Source organism: Pedobacter sp. KBW06 (genome assembly GCF_003852525.1).
Classification (GTDB): Bacteria; Bacteroidota; Bacteroidia; order Sphingobacteriales; family Sphingobacteriaceae; genus Pedobacter.
In genome coordinates this window covers 1924815-1943618 of record NZ_QAJL01000001.1, presented here as the reverse complement: position 1 = coordinate 1943618, position 18804 = coordinate 1924815, and the positions used below count along the sequence as shown (strand labels likewise).

At 37.1% G+C, this 18804-nt stretch carries 19 protein-coding genes and 1 tRNA gene; 15 read left to right on the top strand and 5 right to left on the bottom strand.

Translation table 11 applies throughout. From position 1 onward, the window contains the following. Positions 1–14: 14 nt before the first annotated feature. From DBR43_RS07815 to DBR43_RS07770, 10 genes are all read left to right on the top strand, one after another. On the top strand, positions 15–602 hold the full coding sequence (locus DBR43_RS07815; protein ID WP_124579475.1) for a DUF4199 domain-containing protein: 588 nt from the start codon (positions 15–17) through the stop codon (positions 600–602). 86 nt (positions 603–688) lie between these two features. Then, on the top strand, positions 689–1642 hold the full coding sequence (locus tag DBR43_RS07810) for a glycosyltransferase family 2 protein (RefSeq protein ID WP_124579473.1): 954 nt from the start codon (positions 689–691) through the stop codon (positions 1640–1642). A 3-nt stretch (positions 1643–1645) separates the two neighbouring features. After that, on the top strand, positions 1646–2614 hold the full coding sequence (locus tag DBR43_RS07805; protein WP_124579471.1) for a glycosyltransferase: 969 nt from the start codon (positions 1646–1648) through the stop codon (positions 2612–2614). Continuing rightward, positions 2611–3399 carry a hypothetical protein gene (locus DBR43_RS07800; protein ID WP_124579469.1) on the top strand — a complete coding sequence of 263 codons (789 nt, stop codon included), beginning with the start codon at positions 2611–2613 and terminating at the stop codon, positions 3397–3399. Before DBR43_RS07805 ends, DBR43_RS07800 begins: the two co-directional genes overlap by 4 nt. A 9-nt stretch (positions 3400–3408) precedes the next feature. Further along, positions 3409–4941, top strand: a complete 1533-nt coding sequence (locus DBR43_RS07795; RefSeq protein ID WP_124579467.1) for a GH3 auxin-responsive promoter family protein — start codon at positions 3409–3411, stop codon at positions 4939–4941. Beyond that, positions 4938–6089, top strand: a complete 1152-nt coding sequence (locus DBR43_RS07790) for a 1-deoxy-D-xylulose-5-phosphate reductoisomerase (protein ID WP_124579465.1) — start codon at positions 4938–4940, stop codon at positions 6087–6089. Before DBR43_RS07795 ends, DBR43_RS07790 begins: the two co-directional genes overlap by 4 nt. A 38-nt stretch (positions 6090–6127) precedes the next feature. Then, on the top strand, positions 6128–7462 hold the full coding sequence (rseP, locus tag DBR43_RS07785; RefSeq protein ID WP_124579463.1) for an RIP metalloprotease RseP: 1335 nt from the start codon (positions 6128–6130) through the stop codon (positions 7460–7462). A gap of 5 nt (positions 7463–7467) precedes the next feature. Then, positions 7468–8004 carry a Fe-S protein assembly co-chaperone HscB gene (gene hscB, locus DBR43_RS07780; RefSeq protein WP_124579461.1) on the top strand — a complete coding sequence of 179 codons (537 nt, stop codon included), beginning with the start codon at positions 7468–7470 and terminating at the stop codon, positions 8002–8004. Positions 8005–8084: 80 nt separating this feature from the next. Further along, entirely contained in the window at positions 8085–8369 is a 285-nt protein-coding gene (locus DBR43_RS07775) for a DUF3817 domain-containing protein (RefSeq protein WP_124579459.1), read from the top strand. Between the two features lie 61 nt (positions 8370–8430). Further along, positions 8431–8510 (top strand) — tRNA-Leu (locus DBR43_RS07770). An 826-nt stretch (positions 8511–9336) separates the two neighbouring features. Here the strand turns inward: DBR43_RS07770 and DBR43_RS33290 are convergent. Then, complete coding sequence (locus DBR43_RS33290) at positions 9337–9495, bottom strand: hypothetical protein (RefSeq protein WP_233602905.1); 159 nt, start codon at positions 9493–9495, stop codon at positions 9337–9339. Next, positions 9492–9779, bottom strand: a complete 288-nt coding sequence (locus tag DBR43_RS33285; RefSeq protein ID WP_233602933.1) for a recombinase family protein — start codon at positions 9777–9779, stop codon at positions 9492–9494. Before DBR43_RS33285 ends, DBR43_RS33290 begins: the two co-directional genes overlap by 4 nt. Positions 9780–10345: 566 nt before the next feature. On the opposite strand from DBR43_RS33285, the gene DBR43_RS07760 reads away from it, so the two are divergent. The 3 genes from DBR43_RS07760 (at position 10346) to DBR43_RS07750 (ending at position 13620) form a co-directional block, all read left to right on the top strand. Then, a complete protein-coding gene (locus tag DBR43_RS07760; protein ID WP_199756984.1) occupies positions 10346–10990 on the top strand; it encodes a DUF5343 domain-containing protein in 645 nt (214 codons plus the stop codon). Next, the gene (locus tag DBR43_RS07755) at positions 10983–11573 is read left to right on the top strand and encodes a Swt1 family HEPN domain-containing protein (RefSeq protein ID WP_124579458.1); all 591 of its coding nucleotides are present in this window, start codon (positions 10983–10985) and stop codon (positions 11571–11573) included. Before DBR43_RS07760 ends, DBR43_RS07755 begins: the two co-directional genes overlap by 8 nt. A 157-nt stretch (positions 11574–11730) precedes the next feature. Further along, positions 11731–13620, top strand: a complete 1890-nt coding sequence (locus DBR43_RS07750) for a PIN-like domain-containing protein (RefSeq protein ID WP_233602904.1) — start codon at positions 11731–11733, stop codon at positions 13618–13620. A gap of 139 nt (positions 13621–13759) precedes the next feature. On the opposite strand, the gene DBR43_RS07745 is transcribed toward DBR43_RS07750, so the two are convergent. Then, positions 13760–14866, bottom strand: coding sequence for a recombinase family protein (locus DBR43_RS07745; protein WP_124579455.1), 1107 nt, complete (start codon positions 14864–14866; stop codon positions 13760–13762). A gap of 592 nt (positions 14867–15458) precedes the next feature. Between DBR43_RS07745 and DBR43_RS07740 the strand changes: the two genes are divergently transcribed. Next, the gene (locus DBR43_RS07740; protein ID WP_124579454.1) at positions 15459–15746 is read left to right on the top strand and encodes a hypothetical protein; all 288 of its coding nucleotides are present in this window, start codon (positions 15459–15461) and stop codon (positions 15744–15746) included. A gap of 54 nt (positions 15747–15800) precedes the next feature. Here the strand turns inward: DBR43_RS07740 and DBR43_RS07735 are convergent, their stop codons facing one another. Both DBR43_RS07735 and DBR43_RS07730 read right to left on the bottom strand, forming a co-directional pair. Further along, the gene (locus DBR43_RS07735; protein WP_124579453.1) at positions 15801–16442 is read right to left on the bottom strand and encodes a hypothetical protein; all 642 of its coding nucleotides are present in this window, start codon (positions 16440–16442) and stop codon (positions 15801–15803) included. A 70-nt stretch (positions 16443–16512) separates the two neighbouring features. Then, positions 16513–17367, bottom strand: a complete 855-nt coding sequence (locus DBR43_RS07730; RefSeq protein ID WP_124579452.1) for a hypothetical protein — start codon at positions 17365–17367, stop codon at positions 16513–16515. 194 nt (positions 17368–17561) lie between these two features. Between DBR43_RS07730 and DBR43_RS07725 the strand changes: the two genes are divergently transcribed. After that, positions 17562–18728: a hypothetical protein gene (locus DBR43_RS07725; RefSeq protein ID WP_124579451.1), complete on the top strand. Its 1167-nt coding sequence runs from the start codon at positions 17562–17564 to the stop codon at positions 18726–18728. Positions 18729–18804: the final 76 nt, after the last annotated feature.

Here is an 18804-nt window from a genome sequence, read left to right as displayed (position 1 = left end):
AAACGCTGACAGATATGGAAACCGAACAAACATTAGATAATTTAAAACCAGAAGCAGCGAAAAACGGATTGATTTTGGGTCTGGTCTCTTTAGTGCTGAGTATCATCTCCGCTTATGTTTTAGTGAAAGCGACTTCCATGTGGGCAATTTTCCTTATTCCTATTGGACTTGGTTTTCTCATTCCGGTGATTCTTGCTGTATTCCTTTCTATTGATCTGAGAAAAAAGATTGGTGGTTACTGGAACTTTCGTCAGGCAACTTCAGGTGTATTTATCATGTTCCTGGCTTCGTATATTATTTCTACGGGAGGAAACTTTGTGTTTACCAAACTGATAGAACCAACGATGCCTGCACAAATTCAAAGCGCCGTAACCAATGCAACTACTTCCATGATGAGAAATCAGGGCGTGGATGAGGCCGCGATTGAAAAGAAAGAGGAAGAACTGGCAAGCCAATTTGCTCAAAAAGAATCGGGAACGATCAAACATAACATTCAGGGACATTTGATGGCAGTGATCATTATTTTTGTCGTGGCTTTACTTTTTGGTGCCATATTTAAAAAATCACCTCCATTATTCTTTACAGAAGACAAAGAGGAATAATTATATACATTATCAGGCAACGTGCAGTTTTATCATTTTATTTGATGAAATTTGCACGTTGCTTTTTTTTAGTACGTTATTAAGACATGGATATTTCTATTGTAGTTCCTTTATATAATGAAGACGAGTCTCTTCCCGAATTAACATCCTGGATTGCCAAGGTAATGGCAGAAAATAACTTTTCTTATGAAATCCTGTTTGTTGACGATGGAAGTACAGACAATTCCTGGTCTGTAATTGAGGACTTGAAAACTCAGTTTGATGCAGTAAAAGGCATCAAATTCAGAAGGAACTATGGTAAATCAGCGGCCTTGAATGTTGCTTTTGAAGCAGCACAGGGTGATGTGGTGATTACCATGGATGCAGATTTACAGGACAGTCCGGATGAAATTCCTGAGTTGTTCCGCAGGATCAAAGAGGAGAAGCTGGACATCATCTCCGGATGGAAAAAGAAACGCTACGACCCGATCACCAAGACCATTCCTACCAAGTTGTTCAATGCAGCGACCAGAAAGATGTCGGGAATTCAACTGAACGATTTCAACTGTGGACTAAAAGCATACCGTCATGATGTGGTGAAAACCATAGAAGTATACGGAGAAATGCACCGTTATATTCCTGTAATTGCCAAATGGGCCGGTTTTAAAAAAATCGGTGAGCAGGTGGTAGAACACAGGGCAAGAAAATATGGGGTGACTAAATTTGGGTTGAGCCGTTTTATCAATGGCTTCCTGGATTTGCTGTCTATCTTTTTTGTAGGCAAGTTTGGTAAAAGACCCATGCACTTCTTTGGTTCATTGGGTGTATTCAGTTTCCTGCTTGGAACTTTTATGGCTTTATGGCTGATCGGAGAGAAACTCTACCATATTGCCATGCTGATCCCTTACAAAAGAGATGTGACTGAGCAGCCATTGTTTTATATTTCATTAGTGGCCATTTTACTGGGTTCGCAGCTCTTCCTCACGGGATTTGTTGCGGAACTGGTTACACGTAATGCACCCGAAAGAAATGCTTATCTGATAGAAAAGGAGATCTCTTAATTCATGTTTTTCTCTATAATTATACCACTTTATAACCGCCCTCAGGAAATTGATGAGTTACTGAAAACATTGACCCATCAGACCTATACACAGTTTGAAGTGCTGGTGATAGAAGATGGTTCTGCCAATGATGCAAAAGCAATCGTACAGAAATATGAACAGTTGCTGGATGTAAAATATTTTTTTAAGCCCAATGCAGGACAGGGTTTTGCCAGGAACTATGGCTTTGAGAGAGCCAAAGGGGACTATTTCGTCATCTTTGATTCCGATTGCCTGATTCCGGAAGACTATCTCGAGATTGTAAAGAACTACCTGTTTGAGCATCACCTGGATGCTTACGGCGGCCCGGATGCAGCACACGAGACTTTTACGCCTGTACAAAAGGCCATCAGTTATGCCATGACCTCCCCATTTACGACCGGAGGAATCAGAGGTAATAAAAAACACATTGGACAATTCCACCCCCGGAGCTTTAATATGGGCGTTTCCCGTGAAGTGTACGAAAAGGTGGGTGGATTTATCCTCACCCGTTTAGGAGAAGATATTGAATATAGCATCAGGATTCACGAGAATGGATTTAAGATCGGTTTAATTCCTGCAGCTAAAGTTTTTCATAAAAGAAGGACGAGTTTTAGTCAGTTTTATAAGCAACTGCACTTTTTCGGAAGAGCAAGGATTAATATTTATAAACATTTTCCTTCCGAGTTGAAATTAGTACATTTTTTTCCGGCAGCATTTACTTGTTTTGTCTTATTTAGTGCATTAATGAACATCCTGTGGCCAACTTTGGCTTATATCTGTGATTTTATATTATTGGTATACTTTGTGATGATCTTTTTTCATTCCTGGCAAGTCAATAAGTCAGTTAAGGTTGCATTTTTTAGTATAATTGCATCGTTTATTCAACTAACCGCTTATGGGTTAGGGTTTATGCAAGATTTTTTTAAGCGCGTAGTATTTAAACAACAATGATAAATTTTTTAAAGGAGAGTACATTTACAGTGAATGAGGTAATTGTCAAGGCATGGGCAGTTACCAGAAGAAATTACTTCTCCATCGCTACATTATGCTTTTTGATGTTCATCACCTCTAATGCCTCGGGTCTGATGGCCTTTTTCCTGAAAGATGTGAATAAAGGACTGAGTGCGCTAATGGCACTGGTTTTTATCATGTTCTATTTCACGATCAATCTTTCTCTTTTTCGCTATATTTTCCATTTACTGGACGATGAGGAGCGTGATGTGAGTATTGTGAGTACCATTCCTACCAAGCGGCAAATCATTAAATTCCTGATCGGAATGTTTTATTTCGTCCTTTGCATTGCGGGGGTGTATACCGTGGTGATCCTGCTTGCTTTTCCTTTCATTTATACCGGAATCAGGATGGAGATCATTACCAATATTGCCATTTCGATTGGAATTATTGCCATGTTTATTACCTGGGTAAGGATTTCCTTTTATCCATTCTTTATCCTTGATAAGAACCTTGCACCTTTTGCATCAATTAAATATAGTCTGGCTACGACCAGGGGAAACTTCACTAAAATCTTATTGTTGTTACTGATATTGGGTAGTTTTTACCTGCTGTGCATGTTCTTTGGTTACATTAAATGGCCAATTATTGCTTTTCTTTTAAATATTTTGAGTTCCTTCATTATCGTTCCTTTATCCAGTGTTGCCCTGACCATTGCTTATCGCAAAATGGTAAGTGAATACAAAGGCGAAGGAGAACCAGACATTTTACACAATATAGTTTAATACGCGTTTATGGGATTAAAAGCGGCATTAAGTAAACCGTTTGCTGCTCTTGTTGTTAAGGGCATCAATAAATGGAAAAAAAATGCAGTAAGTGCTCAGCAGACCATTCTGGCACAGCTCATCAACTCCGCAAAGGATACTGCTTTTGGTAAAGACCATGATTTCGGAAATATCCGGAATTATGAAGACTTTAAGAAAAACGTTCCCATCAGGGATTACGAAGGATTGAGGTCGTATATCGACAGGGTGGTTGAAGGCGAAACAGATGTAATGTGGAAAGGTAAACCAGCATACTTTGCCAAGACTTCAGGCACAACTTCCGGCGTGAAATACATTCCTATTTCCAGGGAGTCTATGCCGGAACATATCAAAGCGGCCAGAAATGCCTTATTAACTTACGTCCATGAAACAGGCAAGGTGAAGTTCATCAACGGTAAGATGATCTTTTTACAGGGAAGCCCGGTAATGCATAAAAAGAACGGCATCAATGTAGGTCGTTTGTCCGGCATCGTTGCCCATCTTGTTCCTAAGTATTTACAGAAGAACCGTTTGCCTTCTTATGAAACCAATTGCATCGAAGATTGGGAGGAAAAGGTAGATGCGATTGTTTCAGAAACTATTCATCAGAACATGACCTTGATCTCGGGGATTCCACCCTGGGTACAAATGTATTTTGATAAGCTTGCCGAGAAATCGGGAGGAAAGAAGATCAAAGACATCTTTCCTGAATTTAGTCTTTTTGTTTATGGCGGGGTCAATTATGAGCCTTATCGTGCAAAGATTGAAGAAAGTATTGGAAGGAAGATTGATGCGATCGAAACTTACCCTGCCTCTGAAGGATTTATTGCTTATCAGGACAGTCAGCAGGACAAAAGCTTGTTGCTTCTGGCAAAAGCAGGGATGTTTTATGAGTTTATTCCTGCGGATGAATATTATAATGAAAATCCAACGCGTTTAAGTCTGGCGGAAGTAGAACTGGAGCAGAACTATGCTTTGATTCTGAATACGAATGCCGGATTATGGGGCTACAGCATTGGCGATACGGTGAAGTTTGTTTCCAAAGATCCTTATAAGATTATGGTAACTGGCAGAATTAAACATTTCATCTCCGCTTTTGGAGAACATGTGATCGGGGAAGAAGTGGAGCATGCGCTTTTATCCGTAGCCAATGAAGAGGGGGTAGGTATCACCGAATTTACGGTTGCCCCACAAGTGAGTACCCCACAGGGAGAATTGCCTTACCATGAGTGGTTTGTGGAATTCTCGGCTGCCCCGAAAGACCTTTTGGCATTTAGTAAAAAGGTAGATAAGGCTTTGCAAAAGAAGAATATTTACTATTTTGACCTCATTGAAGGAAAAATACTGCAACCTTTAATCATTCGTTCTCTTCAAAAAGATGCATTTGTAAGCTATATGAGGGGACAAGGTAAACTTGGCGGACAAAATAAAGTTCCCCGTTTATCAAATGACAGGAAGATTGCAGATGATTTAAGTAGTTTTACAATTCGTCACAGGGACGAACAACAAGAAGAATCTAATTGAAAAATATAGCTATACTAGGTGCTACGGGTTCTGTAGGAACTCAGGCCTTAGCTGTAATCCAGGCAAATCCGGGATTATACAAGGTTTCAGCACTGACCGCTCAATCGAATGCCACATTGTTAATCAGTCAGGCATTAACGTTCCTGCCGGATTTGGTAGTGATCGGTGATGAAAATCAATATCAGGCGGTAAAATCTGCGCTGGCAGGGACTGCAATCCGTGTGCTGGCAGGGGAAGAAGCTTTATGTGAAGCTGCATCCTTAGCCCAGACAGACATGGTGCTGACTGCAATTGTGGGTTCTGTAGGTTTACGACCAACCATAGCTGCCATAGAAGCAGGAAAAGACATCGCCCTTGCGAACAAGGAAACCCTTGTCGTAGCGGGGGACCTGATTACCCGGCTGGCAAAAAAACATGGAGTAAGCATCATTCCGGTGGATTCTGAACATTCTGCGATTTTCCAGTGTCTGGTAGGCGAGGGGAATGAGTCGATAGAAAAGATTTACCTGACTGCATCTGGTGGCCCTTTCAGAGGGAAGGACCGGGAGTTTCTGGCCAACGTGACCAAGATTCAGGCCCTGAAACATCCCAACTGGGTAATGGGTGCTAAAATCACCATTGATTCTGCTTCTTTAATGAACAAAGGACTTGAAGTGATCGAAGCCAAATGGCTGTTTGACCTGGAAGCAGATCAGATTGATGTGATCGTACATCCCCAGTCGATCATCCATTCCATCGCGCAGTTTAAAGACGGATCGATGAAAGCTCAAATGGGCGTTCCGGATATGAGGTTGCCGATTCATTATGCTTTAGCCTATCCTCATAGAATAAGCACCGACTTTAAGCGTTTTAACTTTCTGGACTATCCTGAGCTTAGCTTTTATAAAGCGGATAACGATACTTTTAGAAATCTTGACCTGGCCTACGTTGCGTTACGCAAAGGTGGAAACATGCCTTGCATCATTAATGCAGCAAACGAGGTGGTGGTCAATGCCTTTTTACAGGATCAGATCGGCTTTTTACAGATGAGTGATGTGATTGAACAGTGCATGGAAGAAATTGCATTTATTGATGAACCCGGCCTGAATAATTATTTAGAAACGGATCATCATACACGTATATTTGCCAACCAATTAGTAACAAAATAGAATTTTAACAATCAAAATAAAAACATTTAATATAAGATATGAGCGGATTGATTATGGCTGCCCAGTTACTTCTGGGGTTATCGATACTGGTAATTTTACACGAATTAGGACATTTTCTGGCGGCACGTGCCTTTGGGATTAAAGTAGAGAAGTTTTATTTATTTTTTGATGCATGGGGTGTCAAATTGTTTAGTTTCAAACGTGGTGATTGTGAATATGGAATCGGATGGTTACCGCTTGGTGGCTATGTGAAAATTGCAGGGATGATCGATGAATCGATGGATACCGAGGCGATGAAACAACCGGCACAACCCTGGGAATTCAGGTCTAAACCAGCATGGCAACGTTTAATCGTAATGTTGGGCGGGGTAATTGTAAACATTGTAGTGGGTATTTTCATCTTCTGGATGATGACTTTCAAGTATGGGGAAACGTATATTCCAAACAGCTCTGTTCTTAACGGAATTAATCCGGGAGTGATCGGTAAAGAAATAGGTTTACAAAGAGGAGATAGGGTGATTGCCGTAAACGGTAAGAAAGTAATCCGCTTTGAAGAACTGATCAGCTCTAAAGTATTGTTGGGGAATACGACCCTGACGGTGGTTCGTGGCAACAAAACATTAGACGTTAAAGTTCCTGATAACATCCTGAACAAGGTTTCTGATCTTGGAATTGAAGAATTTATCAGCAGGGCTCCGTTATTGAGCACTACGGTAGATAGCATTATTGCAGGAAAGGCCGCTGCTAAAGCCGGACTGCTAAAAGGAGATCAGATTCTGGCCGTTAACAGTGTTCCGGTTAAATCAAATGTGGACCTTAGGGAACAGGTTGAAAAATACAAAGGAAAAACAGCAGATTTTACGGTAAACCGTGCCGGAAAAACAATGGATTATAAGATTCCTGTGGATACTGCAGGTACCATCGGATTTGCTTTTAATATCAATGAGATTAAACAGGAAACCATTAAATACGGCTTCTTTGCGGCTTTACCTATCGGTATTGACCAGGCATGGAAAACATTCAGCGACAATGGTAAAGGAATCTGGAAGGTATTAACCGGAAAGATCAAAGCGAATAAGGCATTTTCAGGCCCTGTGGAGATCGCGCGTAAAGTTTATGGCGGTGAGTGGATCTGGGCAAGATTCTGGGCTTCTACCGGCTTTATTTCAATCGCACTGGCATTTATGAACCTGTTGCCTATCCCTGCTTTAGATGGTGGTCATGTGATCTTCCTCTTAGTGGAAATGGTGAAAGGAAAGCCACTTAGTGATAAATTCCTGGAGCGTGCGCAAATCGTAGGTTTTGTAATGTTGCTGGCATTGATGGTCTTTGTATTGGGGAATGACCTCTTCAAGGTCTTCTTCAAACCTTAAAGGATATGTTGGATTATTTTGAATTTTACGGATTGCCGGTAAGCTTTAATCCAGATGCAGGTTTGGTGAAAAAGAAGTTCTATGAGCTGAGCAAAAAGTATCATCCTGATTTCTACATCAATGAATCTGAAGAGAAACAGGAAGAAGTATTGGAGCTGAGTACGGTGAACAACAAAGCCTACCAGGTATTGACTGATCCGCAGAAAAGATTACACTATATCCTGGAGCTGAAAGGTCAGCTGACAGAAGGGGAGAACTATAAGCTTCCACAGGATTTCCTGATGGAGATGATGGAGGTGAATGAAGCACTTATGGATTTACAGTTTGATCCGGATGCAGCACGTTTAGCAGGTCTGAAGGTTGAGGTGGATGAAATAGAGAAGGGTTTAGGCGATAAAATCGCTGCGCTGACGGCTTCATTTGAATCAGCCGATGCAGAAGGCCAGACTGCGCTGCTGATCGCCATAAAGGATTTATATTACCGAAATAAGTACTTATACCGGATCCGGGAAAGTATCAATAAGGCCGAATCGGCCGCTTAGGTGTTAAAGCATTGTAAAAAAGCTGATTTCGGCTTTTTTACAATGCTTGTTTGCGCTACTTTTGCCAGCAAATCACTTATATGACTACATTATCCATTTTTAGAAAAGTTGCTGTTGCTGAAGGGATCTCTTATCTCTTGCTGTTGTTTGTCGCAATGCCATTGAAGTATTGGGCAGGAATGCCACTCGCTGTGAAATATACCGGTTGGGCACATGGTTTATTATTTGTGATGTATATCGTGATCCTGATCATGGCATGGCAGGAATATAAATGGAAGTTCAGCAAGACCGCAATGATTGGAGCCGCTTCCCTGCTTCCATTTGCGCCGTTTATCGTGGATAAAAAGCTAAAAGAAGAAAATTAAAAATAATTGTTGCTAATTAGGATTGTGTTTTATACATTTGCAACCCGCTAACAAAGCAAATGCCCAGCTGGCGGAATTGGTAGACGCGCTGGTCTCAAACACCTGTGGGAAACCGTGCCGGTTCGACTCCGGCGCTGGGTACTAGACCGAAGTAGTAACGATAATCTGTTGCTACTTCGGTTTTTTTATGCTCTAATTCCTTGTTAATCTGTACTATATGCGAGATTATTAAGTTTGTTTGATTAGTTCGATGTTCGGCTCCGTCAAATATCCATTTTTCAGGGAAAATCGAACTAATAATTAATCTTTTAAGCTCTATGTCCGCTTCTAAGTATAAAATATCAATATTCTCTATTCTTTCAAGTGCTGTGTTTAAAAGTTCAATAAGATCTGTCGGATTAGATTTACTCAACATTAATTCAGCTAACTCTGCTTCAAGTCTTAGAATTTTATCTTCTGATTCGCTTTTAACTAATTTGTAGTCATGAGGACTAATACTATCAACTAAGAGAAGCTCCCTTGCTTTCGTGACTTTATTATTGTTTTCGGATATCTGATTTAAAATTTTTTTAGATCCACTTTTTTGGAATTCATTATGATCTTTGGTAGCATTAGCTACTAATTCTCTATAGATATTTATGGTTTCGGGTTTAGGAATAAACTCTTGTAGTTTTTTTATAAAAGCGTTATTCACTTTATTAGCTGGGTATCTGCATCTACAAGCGGATTTACAGTGATAGTAATGGAAATAATTTTTAGAGCCTTTGGATGCGCTGCCTGTGAGCATACGCATACATGTGGGGCAGCTTAAGAAGCCTCTTAAAGGAAGATGCTCTTTTGATACTTTTTTTATTACTGAAACTTTAGATTTTCTTTTTCTAGCCGATAGTACATCTTGCACTTTATAAAATAATGTTTCAGAGATTAAAGGTTGATGTTGACCATCCACGAGATGTGCGGTTTCATATTAATTTGAAGGAACCTTTATTTTTCCACAATAGCCTATGTTTTTTAATGCATCTCTAAAACTTGTAACGCCATTTGTTAATCCACGTTGTTTTGCCATTTTCCAGATTTCAGCGACAGAATAGGTGCCTTGTGAGATTTGCTCAAATGCCCATTTCATGTGAGATGCTTGTCATTTTCAATTTCAGGCGTAGTAAGATATAAAGCTAACATGACCTTATTTTCTGGGATGCTGATTTCGAGAGGTTGTTCTATTGCTTGTGGCTCTACCCCAAGTTGATTAAGTATTTTAATCATTAAATAAGCGTCACTCGTGTTTCTGCTGAAACGATCCCATTTCGTGAACAAAATTAGGTTTGCTTTGCCTCTAGTCTTTTTTAAATCTAGAAGTAATTTTTTCCATTGTGGTCGTTCAAAGGTTTTTGCCGAATAGTCCTCTGTTATGATGTTTCTAACCGTGATAGCATTTTATTTCACAGTACTTCAATAATACATTTTGTTGACTGCGTTGAGAATAACCTTTGTCAGCTTGCTCGTCAGTACTTACTCTAATATATAAATCGGCGATTTTCATAATTTTGGGAATGGGAGTATGTTTGAATTACTTAGCTTATTGTAATTTAGGGAATTATGTTTCTGAAACAAAAGACTAAACTTGGTTCATACTTTTCTACGGATAAGTTGATTATATCTGCTGTTTCTCTTTTCCATTAATTTCTCCAAATTGAGCCGAGCTTTCTAATTTGCAAAGACTTTATGAAAAGAGGCTTCTTTATTACACAGGCAATATTTTTTGAAAAGCTTTTAATATAGTTTCGCTACTTATCTACTAAATGTTACTAACTAAATATAAGTCAATATTATTATCAATAAAATAAGTTTGTGAAACAAAATGTACATATAAAGATGGTTATGCGAAACTTTTCTTATGTTTATCTGGCAAAACCAAGTGTTAGTGGCAATTTTACCGCAGACCCCCAACAGAAGAATCAAACATAAAATAAAAAAAAATGGCAATAAATTTACCTTATATGGTTTCGTCTGGAACCCTTACGAAAATTCTGAATAAGATATGTGATGCTTCTATTCCTGAAAATTTTAATGGTGATTTTTTAGGAACTAAACTTGGTTTTCCTGGAGGAAATCAAAAAGCCTTTATTCCTTGGGCAAAAAAGTGTAAGCTCCTTGGAGAAGATGGGACTCCAACACAATTATATAAAGATTTTAGAAATCCAACATATAGAGGTATTTCTATGGCTTCTGCACTAAAAAAAGGTTACGAGGAATTATATGTTAGAAATGAATATGCTCACGATTTAAGCAGACCTGACTTTTTGAAATTGGTTACTGATACTACTGGACTTGCTCACGATAATTCAGTTGTAAAAGCAATAGTTGCCTCATTTTTTAATGCTAAAGAGTTTGCGGATTTTGAAAGTACTTTGAGTAAAGAGGAAAAAAGTATCCAAATCGAGAATAGAACGGAATCACATTCAAATGAGAAAGTAAGTGATGTAATTCATAAAAACAATACCAAAAAACAGATTGATTTAGGAATTAATTATACGATTAATTTAGTTCTTCCAAAAACAGATGATCCAGCTATATATAACGCGATTTTCAAATCCCTAAAAGAAAATTTATTAAATGAATAATAAACAAGATCAATTGTCGAAAATAAAACTTTTTGCTCTTGCAAATTCTTTAGCTGAAAATGAACTTGATAAAATCGAGACTAAACTTGATTTAAATTTAGGCCGAATTGAAAAACAAGAAGTCCAAGCAAAAAGTTATTATTTGCAATTCAATTCTGATTACAGAAAGGAAGCGAGAATGATGGCTCAACATTATGAGGTTTTCTATTGTTTAGAAAAATCAATTAGAAGTTTAGTTGTTGAATTAATGTTTGAGAAATACGGAGAAAATTGGTGGGATAAAGTAAAAGAAGAAATTAGAAAAGGTGTTGATTTGAATATTAAGCGTGAGGAAGAGTCAGGTTTCACAATTCGCTCAGAAGAAAAAATAGACTATACAACTTTTGGAGAATTAAGCCAAATTGTAACTGGAAATTGGGAAGCATTTGAAACCCTTTTCAAAAGAGGACAGAGGTCTTTTCAGAAAATAATGACAAACTTAAATCAATTAAGAGGGCCAATAGCGCATTGTTGCCCATTAGCAGAGGACGAAATTGTTAGGCTGGAATTAACAGTAAAAGACTGGTTTAGAATAATGGAATAAAACTGCCACTAACAAAGGTTTTGCGTCATGCCTCTATCTAACTTATATTACATTTTCGTATACTAATATCTATTTTGCTAAACTAAATTAAAAATTAATGCATTTCCCGAAGCTCTCTACTACCCGAGAAGAATATCAAGATCATATTCTTGCACAATTGAAAGACCTAGATACTGTTATCTTTTTTGATACTGGTCTTTTTTCTCAAATGTTTAAATTACATACTGATGCCCGGAAGGAGTTTTATTCTTGGTTTAATAGCCCTGATCAAAAGCCAAGAGTTAAGATCACGAGTTGGTCGATGCAGGAATACAATGAACGTGCTTCAACGGGACAATTAAAGGGATATTTGGATGGTGTAGATAAACTCGGTACAATCCAAAAATTATTGGAAAATATGAGTTCATTTCTTAATATGTATTATAATCAAGAAGTGAATAAGGGTTCTTATCCAGACAAGGAAGCTTTTATGGCAGATGTAGAACTTGTAAAAAAAACGTTTAATAAAATAAAAGGCGCTACAAAATATGATACTCTCTCCATTCATACGTTAAATGAAGAGTTCAGTAAGCACTTTCAGGACAATGTTGTTGTCTCTAATATCTTTGAGATGATAAGCACTATCAAGCATGAAGCTGAATTCCGTGCATTAAACAATATTCCTCCTGGTTTTTTTGACGTTACTAAGACAGATAATAAATATGGCGATCTCATTATATGGAAAGAAATACTCAATTATGCTAAAGAAAATAACACGAAAAGTTTAATTTTCGTTTCTAATGATGGGAAAAAAGATATTGTATATTATCCGTTTGTTAAACGAGGAAATGGTAAGCTTGATGAAATGAAAGATGTTAGGTTACCTGATCCCCGTCTTGTAGCTGAGTTTCACGCTTACACAGGATCAGACAATTTAAGTATTATTTCTTTTTCTTCTTTAATTAATTTTCTTTCTGATAAAGACCCAGCTTCTTTTAGAGAGCTTTCTGGTTCTATTCAAATTGCTAAGGTGGTAAAAAATAACGCCATAGATTCTACCGCCCCTACCGATCCTTTTGATTTTACAAAGGAAAATGATTTAGTCGCTGAATTTAATACCTCAGAGCTAGAAAGCATACCTTTAGAGGATCAAAATACACTAGAAAGTGATTCAAATAATATCATTGAGCCTGTCGTTATTAAAGATGACTTAGAAAAGGAAGTGACACCTATTATCAATGATGATTTAGACATTCCATCCAATATTTCTGTGGGTGGTTATGGAAAGTTTGCTTTAGCTGACGGTGGGTATGAAAATACAAACACCGATAATGGAGCACAAATATATCAGCTATTAAAAGCTAATAATTGGTACAGCCAAAATGAGGGGATAAACTTGTTTAGAAAATTTCCTCTGCTTGAGATAAAAGATAAAGATCTACTTTTTGTAATTGGACGTAATATCTATCAAGCAGGTTGTGGTAATGCATTTGAGGCAATAAATTTTTTGGATGAACTATCAAATCAATTGTTGTTAAAACCAATTTTTGTCTCTGAACATATTTTAAATGGTATTTTTTACGAAATCTATTTTAATAATGCTAATGAATTTCGTAGGAATAAGTTTAAAGCTGATTTGATAGGGTCTGTGTTTGCCACACAAACTATAAATCAATTTCAACCAAGTATTAAATTTATTACATCGGCATTAGCGCCATTCAAAAAATGGCTTATTATTCAACCAAATTCTGTTGCGGAAAAAGCGAAGGTGGAAATTTTAATAGAGCCTGGCACAGAACGTACTTCAGTTCAAGAATATATGATTACTAATATATTAATTAATCAGCGTTCGGTTTTACTTACCCAGGAATTGACTGGGGATTCTTTCACTGATGAATTCGGCTTTACTCAAGATGTTTATGAACTGAGAATTGATTTATTACTTAAAAAAATATCGGAAAGACTGGCAATACCAGTTTCCCAAATGGAATTGGTACCAATTAAACTATTATCAGAAGAGAAAAAACCAATTTTTTCAATTACCGTAGATAAAGTTATTGGTTTATAGTATTTATGCTAATACTTGCCAAAACTTAGACTGATCTTGCTAACCAAGATCAGTCTAAGTTATTACAGAATGAAAAAATTATGGAAAAGAATGTATCTTTGCCCTTATCAAAATTAGGCTTTAAGCTAATAAGAAATTGCTACCATTCTGTTTTTTGTAAGATTTGCTCTAAAAGCTCTTTACGCACCAGAATCTTTGAAATTCTTATTAAATCATATTTGAACCGTTTCGACCTTAATACGGCCAAGGGTACTAAGCCAGAGTTAGTTCTAACTCTGGCTTTTTTATGTCCAAAAGCTGTATTTATTTGATATATGAGCTGGACAGCGAGGTTAATCTTTCCGGTTCGACCTTTATTTTCAAAAATAGTCCATTTTTCGTCATAGATCGAACCAGTTACATGCCGTTTATCACTAATATCGCCCTCAATGTATAAATCATGCAGGATTTGAAGCTTTTCTAATGCTTCATCAATAATTTGCCCCATATCCGAAATCTCAGAGGCATTTTCCTTAAGCTCTTTCAATTTACTTTCAAGGTTTGTGATCTTTTCATCACACTTTGTTTTCATGATTTTGTAATCCTGCAAATCAATGTCATCAGATAGTAGCATTGTTCTCAACTTTGTGAGCATGTTGTTTTGTTCTGATACTTCCGATACCAATCTTTTGCGCTCTTGCTCAAAATTCAATGTATCATTAGAAGTAGCATCCATAATGACCTCTTTAAATAGTTCTGCCATTCCAGGTTTAGGTAGAAATGCCATTAATCCATCTTCAAAATCTTTATTGATTTTAAGAGCGCTAAATCTTGATTTGCAAGGTGATTTACAATGGTAATAATAGTAATGTCCAGTTCTGCCTTTCGATGGGCTACCAGTCAGTGTTTTCAAACACTCTGGACAATATAAAAAACCTCTCAAAGGCAAATTTTCGGGTGTTTCAATTTTGACCTGTTGCGCTTTTTTTCGAGCGTTTAAAACGTCTTGAACATCCCAAAATAAGCTCTCACTGATAATTGGTTTATGTTTGCCGTCTGCTAAATACATTTCGGTATGTTCATCTCGTGGAACAACTATTTTACCACAATAAATAGGATTTCTAATCAAATCCCAAAAAGTATTTCGTTGGCATTTTAAGCCACGCTCTTTTGCCATTCTCCAAACCACGTCTGTTGCAAATACTCCTTCAGCAATAGTTTCAAACGCCCATGTTAGATGGGTGGGTATTTCGCCAAAAGTGGCCATTCGTTCCGCATTTAAACTGACACGCAATTCCGCTCTAAACTGACCATGTATTACGGGTCAAAGTGGCCGTTTTTTAGGTTTAGAGCATTGTTTTACTCCCTGCATTGTAAATTCTTTTTGAAAAATAAGCCTGTTTGAGGCCGCTTGCTCACGCCAGATTCCTTGTCATGGGATGTTTGTCATCCAAGGTGTCAGCTCGCCTTAAATCGCTTTATTTTGAGGTGGAGCTGGAATGGATCAGTTGGAGGTGATTTAGGGGCATGTTTTGATCCGAAAATACAATCAGAAGTAGAATAAGGTTAGCTTTTTTTTTGCAAAGGATGAAAAATCCAGGGTGTTGGCTATATTCGTTAAGGAGAAGGGAACTTTATGGACTCACTCGGCAGCCTAATTTGCGGCCACTTTTTCCCGAAACAATGGGGTCACATTCGGGTTCTTCTCCACTTTTGGTCGTCAAGTCGATTTTCCTATTTCCCCTTCCTCCGAGAAAGATCTTTATTAAACTCGAAAAGCATATTTTAGAGCCTTATGCAAGTTGACGTTTTATTCCGCCACCAAAAGTGGGGAAGAACTACATTCGCCGAAATGTACAGTGAGATTAACAGATGACGGAAAATTTGATATTCAACAATTATCCAATTGGTCTGCTGCTAAAAAAGATGACCCACAACTCCCTAATAAAAACAAAAAAGCGGGTGTTTGGAATAATTACGGAATGGGTGAAATTGAGGTTGCCACACTTCAGAAAAGTGATAACACATTAAGAATTACGGAACCCATGACCGGAACTGTACGGATTTTAGTGTTTGATATTGAAAAAAAGATTATTACGGAGTCCTCAAAAGACGGCATAAAGACTATCTATCATAAGTTTAAATAACCAATTCTCTTATTCCATTCTGGCTTTAAAAAAACGACCTGCTTCTCGTCGGATTCAGGTGCCGTGCGAAATTATTGAAAACAATTGTATTAAATCAGTTCCAACATCTAGAAAGGACTTTAGGATGTTTCTATCGATCCCGTAAGTCATTTTGATGCCAGTTGATTTGTTTATTATTTGGATATAATACTCCTCTTTCTCATAGTTGAGTATTAACTTCCCATGCGTGTAATAATTTCGTAGCTTAACAAATTGTGCAAATGTTGTGGTGATGGCTTTCCGTTTAGTGGATGAATCTAATTCTGGCAACTTCTTAATTGCTTCGTTTTTTTTGATTAATTCGCTGAACTCGTCACGTCGTTTCGAAAAATCCATCCTAGCTAATTCTGATCGTTTTTCTGGAATCATTCTCTCTAGTAATTGCAAAAGACTATCATCAACTGCCTCTCCAGTGCTAGAACAGACATTTAGGAAACTGCGAAACAGATTATAGTTTTGGTATCGACTATTAATTTTAGGTCTAAAGTCAGGGACATTCATTGTTGCCTCTTCACCAGCTTTTAAATCAAAAAAGAACCCGAAGTGCATACTTACTGTTACAGAAACTTGAAGCAAATTATCCGTATAGGGAAAATGTGGCGAAATAATTAAAATTATAGGCTGTTGGGGAAATTCCGTAGGATGTAATAAATTCATAGAATCTGTTAGGTCATATTTTGATTGTTGGTGGTCAAGCCCTACTTCGGTTAGTCAACATTAAAATTGATTATCCTTTAATGCGTTTAGTGTCGATCCACCCAAAGATATGATTCGCTATGCAGTTTGTAATTTCAATCATACACATAATTGTTTCGAGTTTATCCTTATTTGGAATATTATTGTCGTTTTTGCTAATGTAGGCTGTAAGATTTTCGTCTTTTGTATTGACAGCTCCAGCGATATGTTTGTTGCTAAAATGAATGAATCCAGAGGTTTCATTATAAACGTTTGCTATCCAAGGGTAAAGCTCTGAAACTTTTTCCTTTAAATACCAGTCTTTCAAGGGCTTGTTATCTTTATCCCTGATTTTTTGAACCTGTTCGCCTTTCCAAACCCTAAAAGCGAAATCATGCGGATCATTACATAGCCAAGCTGCGTGTAAACGCATGAAATTATCTAAGTGTGGTCTAACTAAGTGCAAAGCAGATAAGTAGTTTCTTGATTTTACCAATGTCTCAAAACCATTTATCAATGAAAGCGATCTGCTGACAATTCCAGTGATATAGAAATCTAAATGATATAAGCCTTGACCGGATTGAACCATCCAAGCAGATAATCTAGTAAGCTTTTTATCAAAAAAAGCCAATCTTTCAAGGAAATCCAAAACAGTTGGCTCAAGTTCTGCATCGGGCAAATCCGGTACAAAGAAACTTTTTTCCTCTAAATACATCCAGGCAAATCGTGCTTCGAGTTTAACAACCTTAGTATCATTGTCTATATGAAAACCTTGTAATTTTCCATCGTCACTAGTAACCAGACAACCAATGTCAGCATGTTTTATATTTTGTGACTCTTCTTTAATAAGAAAGACAGGTTTTTGTTCTTCTGGCAGTTGTTCGGTAATTTTAACCCAATGGAGCATATTAATTTTAATCTATTTAATCTCAAGATATAAATTAAAAGGATAATTAAAAAGCTTCTCAGGTATTGCTGATTTTTTCAAATTATTGACATTCTATGTTTTTACTGTAATCTGCTTCGATACTTTGGTATTTTAATCTACTTACCATATTTTTTTGTTAAACTCGCATTTATATAATCTGCCAATTAAAATAGATGTCAGCCACATTAATACTCTTTTTTTTAGCAAGCATAACAACGATTTCACTCGCAGTTGTTCAGTGGAGGAAAGAAAGATACGCTCGAAGCTTGAATACAAGACGGAGTAATAATTGGATTTTGTTTTTTTCGATTTTAGGTAGCTTATTGGCCGTTGGAACAGGCTTTTGGCAGGAATACCAGCAAGGTGTAAGTGAAGAGAAGTTAGAAGCTTATCGGGGTAAGTTTGAGAGATCGCAAGCAACAGCATTAAAGTTGTCGCAGCAAATTATAGATTCAGCTGGAAAAACACTACAAGGCTACATAAAGTTAGATAAAGCAAATAGTACGATAATTGACTTACAGAACTCAACCTTGTTGGAGATCAATGGTGGAAATAATAGACCAATTCTACTTTGTGGTTACTCAATTTCTTATGGATTGGAAATGGGGAAAACTGATAAAAGAAATTATATAAATTTTGGGCTTAAAAATTCAGGAAAAAGCAACTTAAAAAATGTTCAATTTGTAGTTAGGGACATTTATAAAAAGTTCAATAAGATCCAAAAATCGAATGAATTTGGCGATATTCAGGCAATTGGGGAAAACGAAAACATAATGTACCATTATGATTCTAATGTTCTGCTTTTGGACATCAACCAATCCTCTAAAGACATTGAAAAGGTTGATGTTGCGAACTTAGATCGAAATAAATTGAAAACAGTTTATGAGACTACAATACCTAACAATGGAAATCTTTATCATTATGTGGCTAACGTAGAATGGAGCAATGGGTCATATACTGCCAAGATTAGCCTAAAAGAATTTGACAGTGTTTACTATTATCGACGTTATGAAATACTGGAGAACAATATTAAGGTAAAAAATCTCACCGATTTTTTCGGGCTTCCTAAAATTAAGATTCCCAAATATTTAGTTTATAGTGGTAAAGTAAATTATGGAGGCGATGATTATGAGATTTATTGGAATAGCACAAATTTCAGTATTATAGCGCTAAATAGATCGAGTATATACTACAATATTTTTGATCTGTTCAAACCAAAAACATCAAAAGAGGCTCTATCTATAGCATTGCCTACATTAATAAAAGTATTTGGAAAAGATAATAAGCAAAAACCGAAGGGTATAAATGCGGTGACTGGGCAGGTTGATTTAAAGTCTTAAATACATTTTTTCGCCTAAATTTAAACTGCCTGTGCCTTAATTATCAGGGTAGACACCTTTAATAGAAAATCAATTA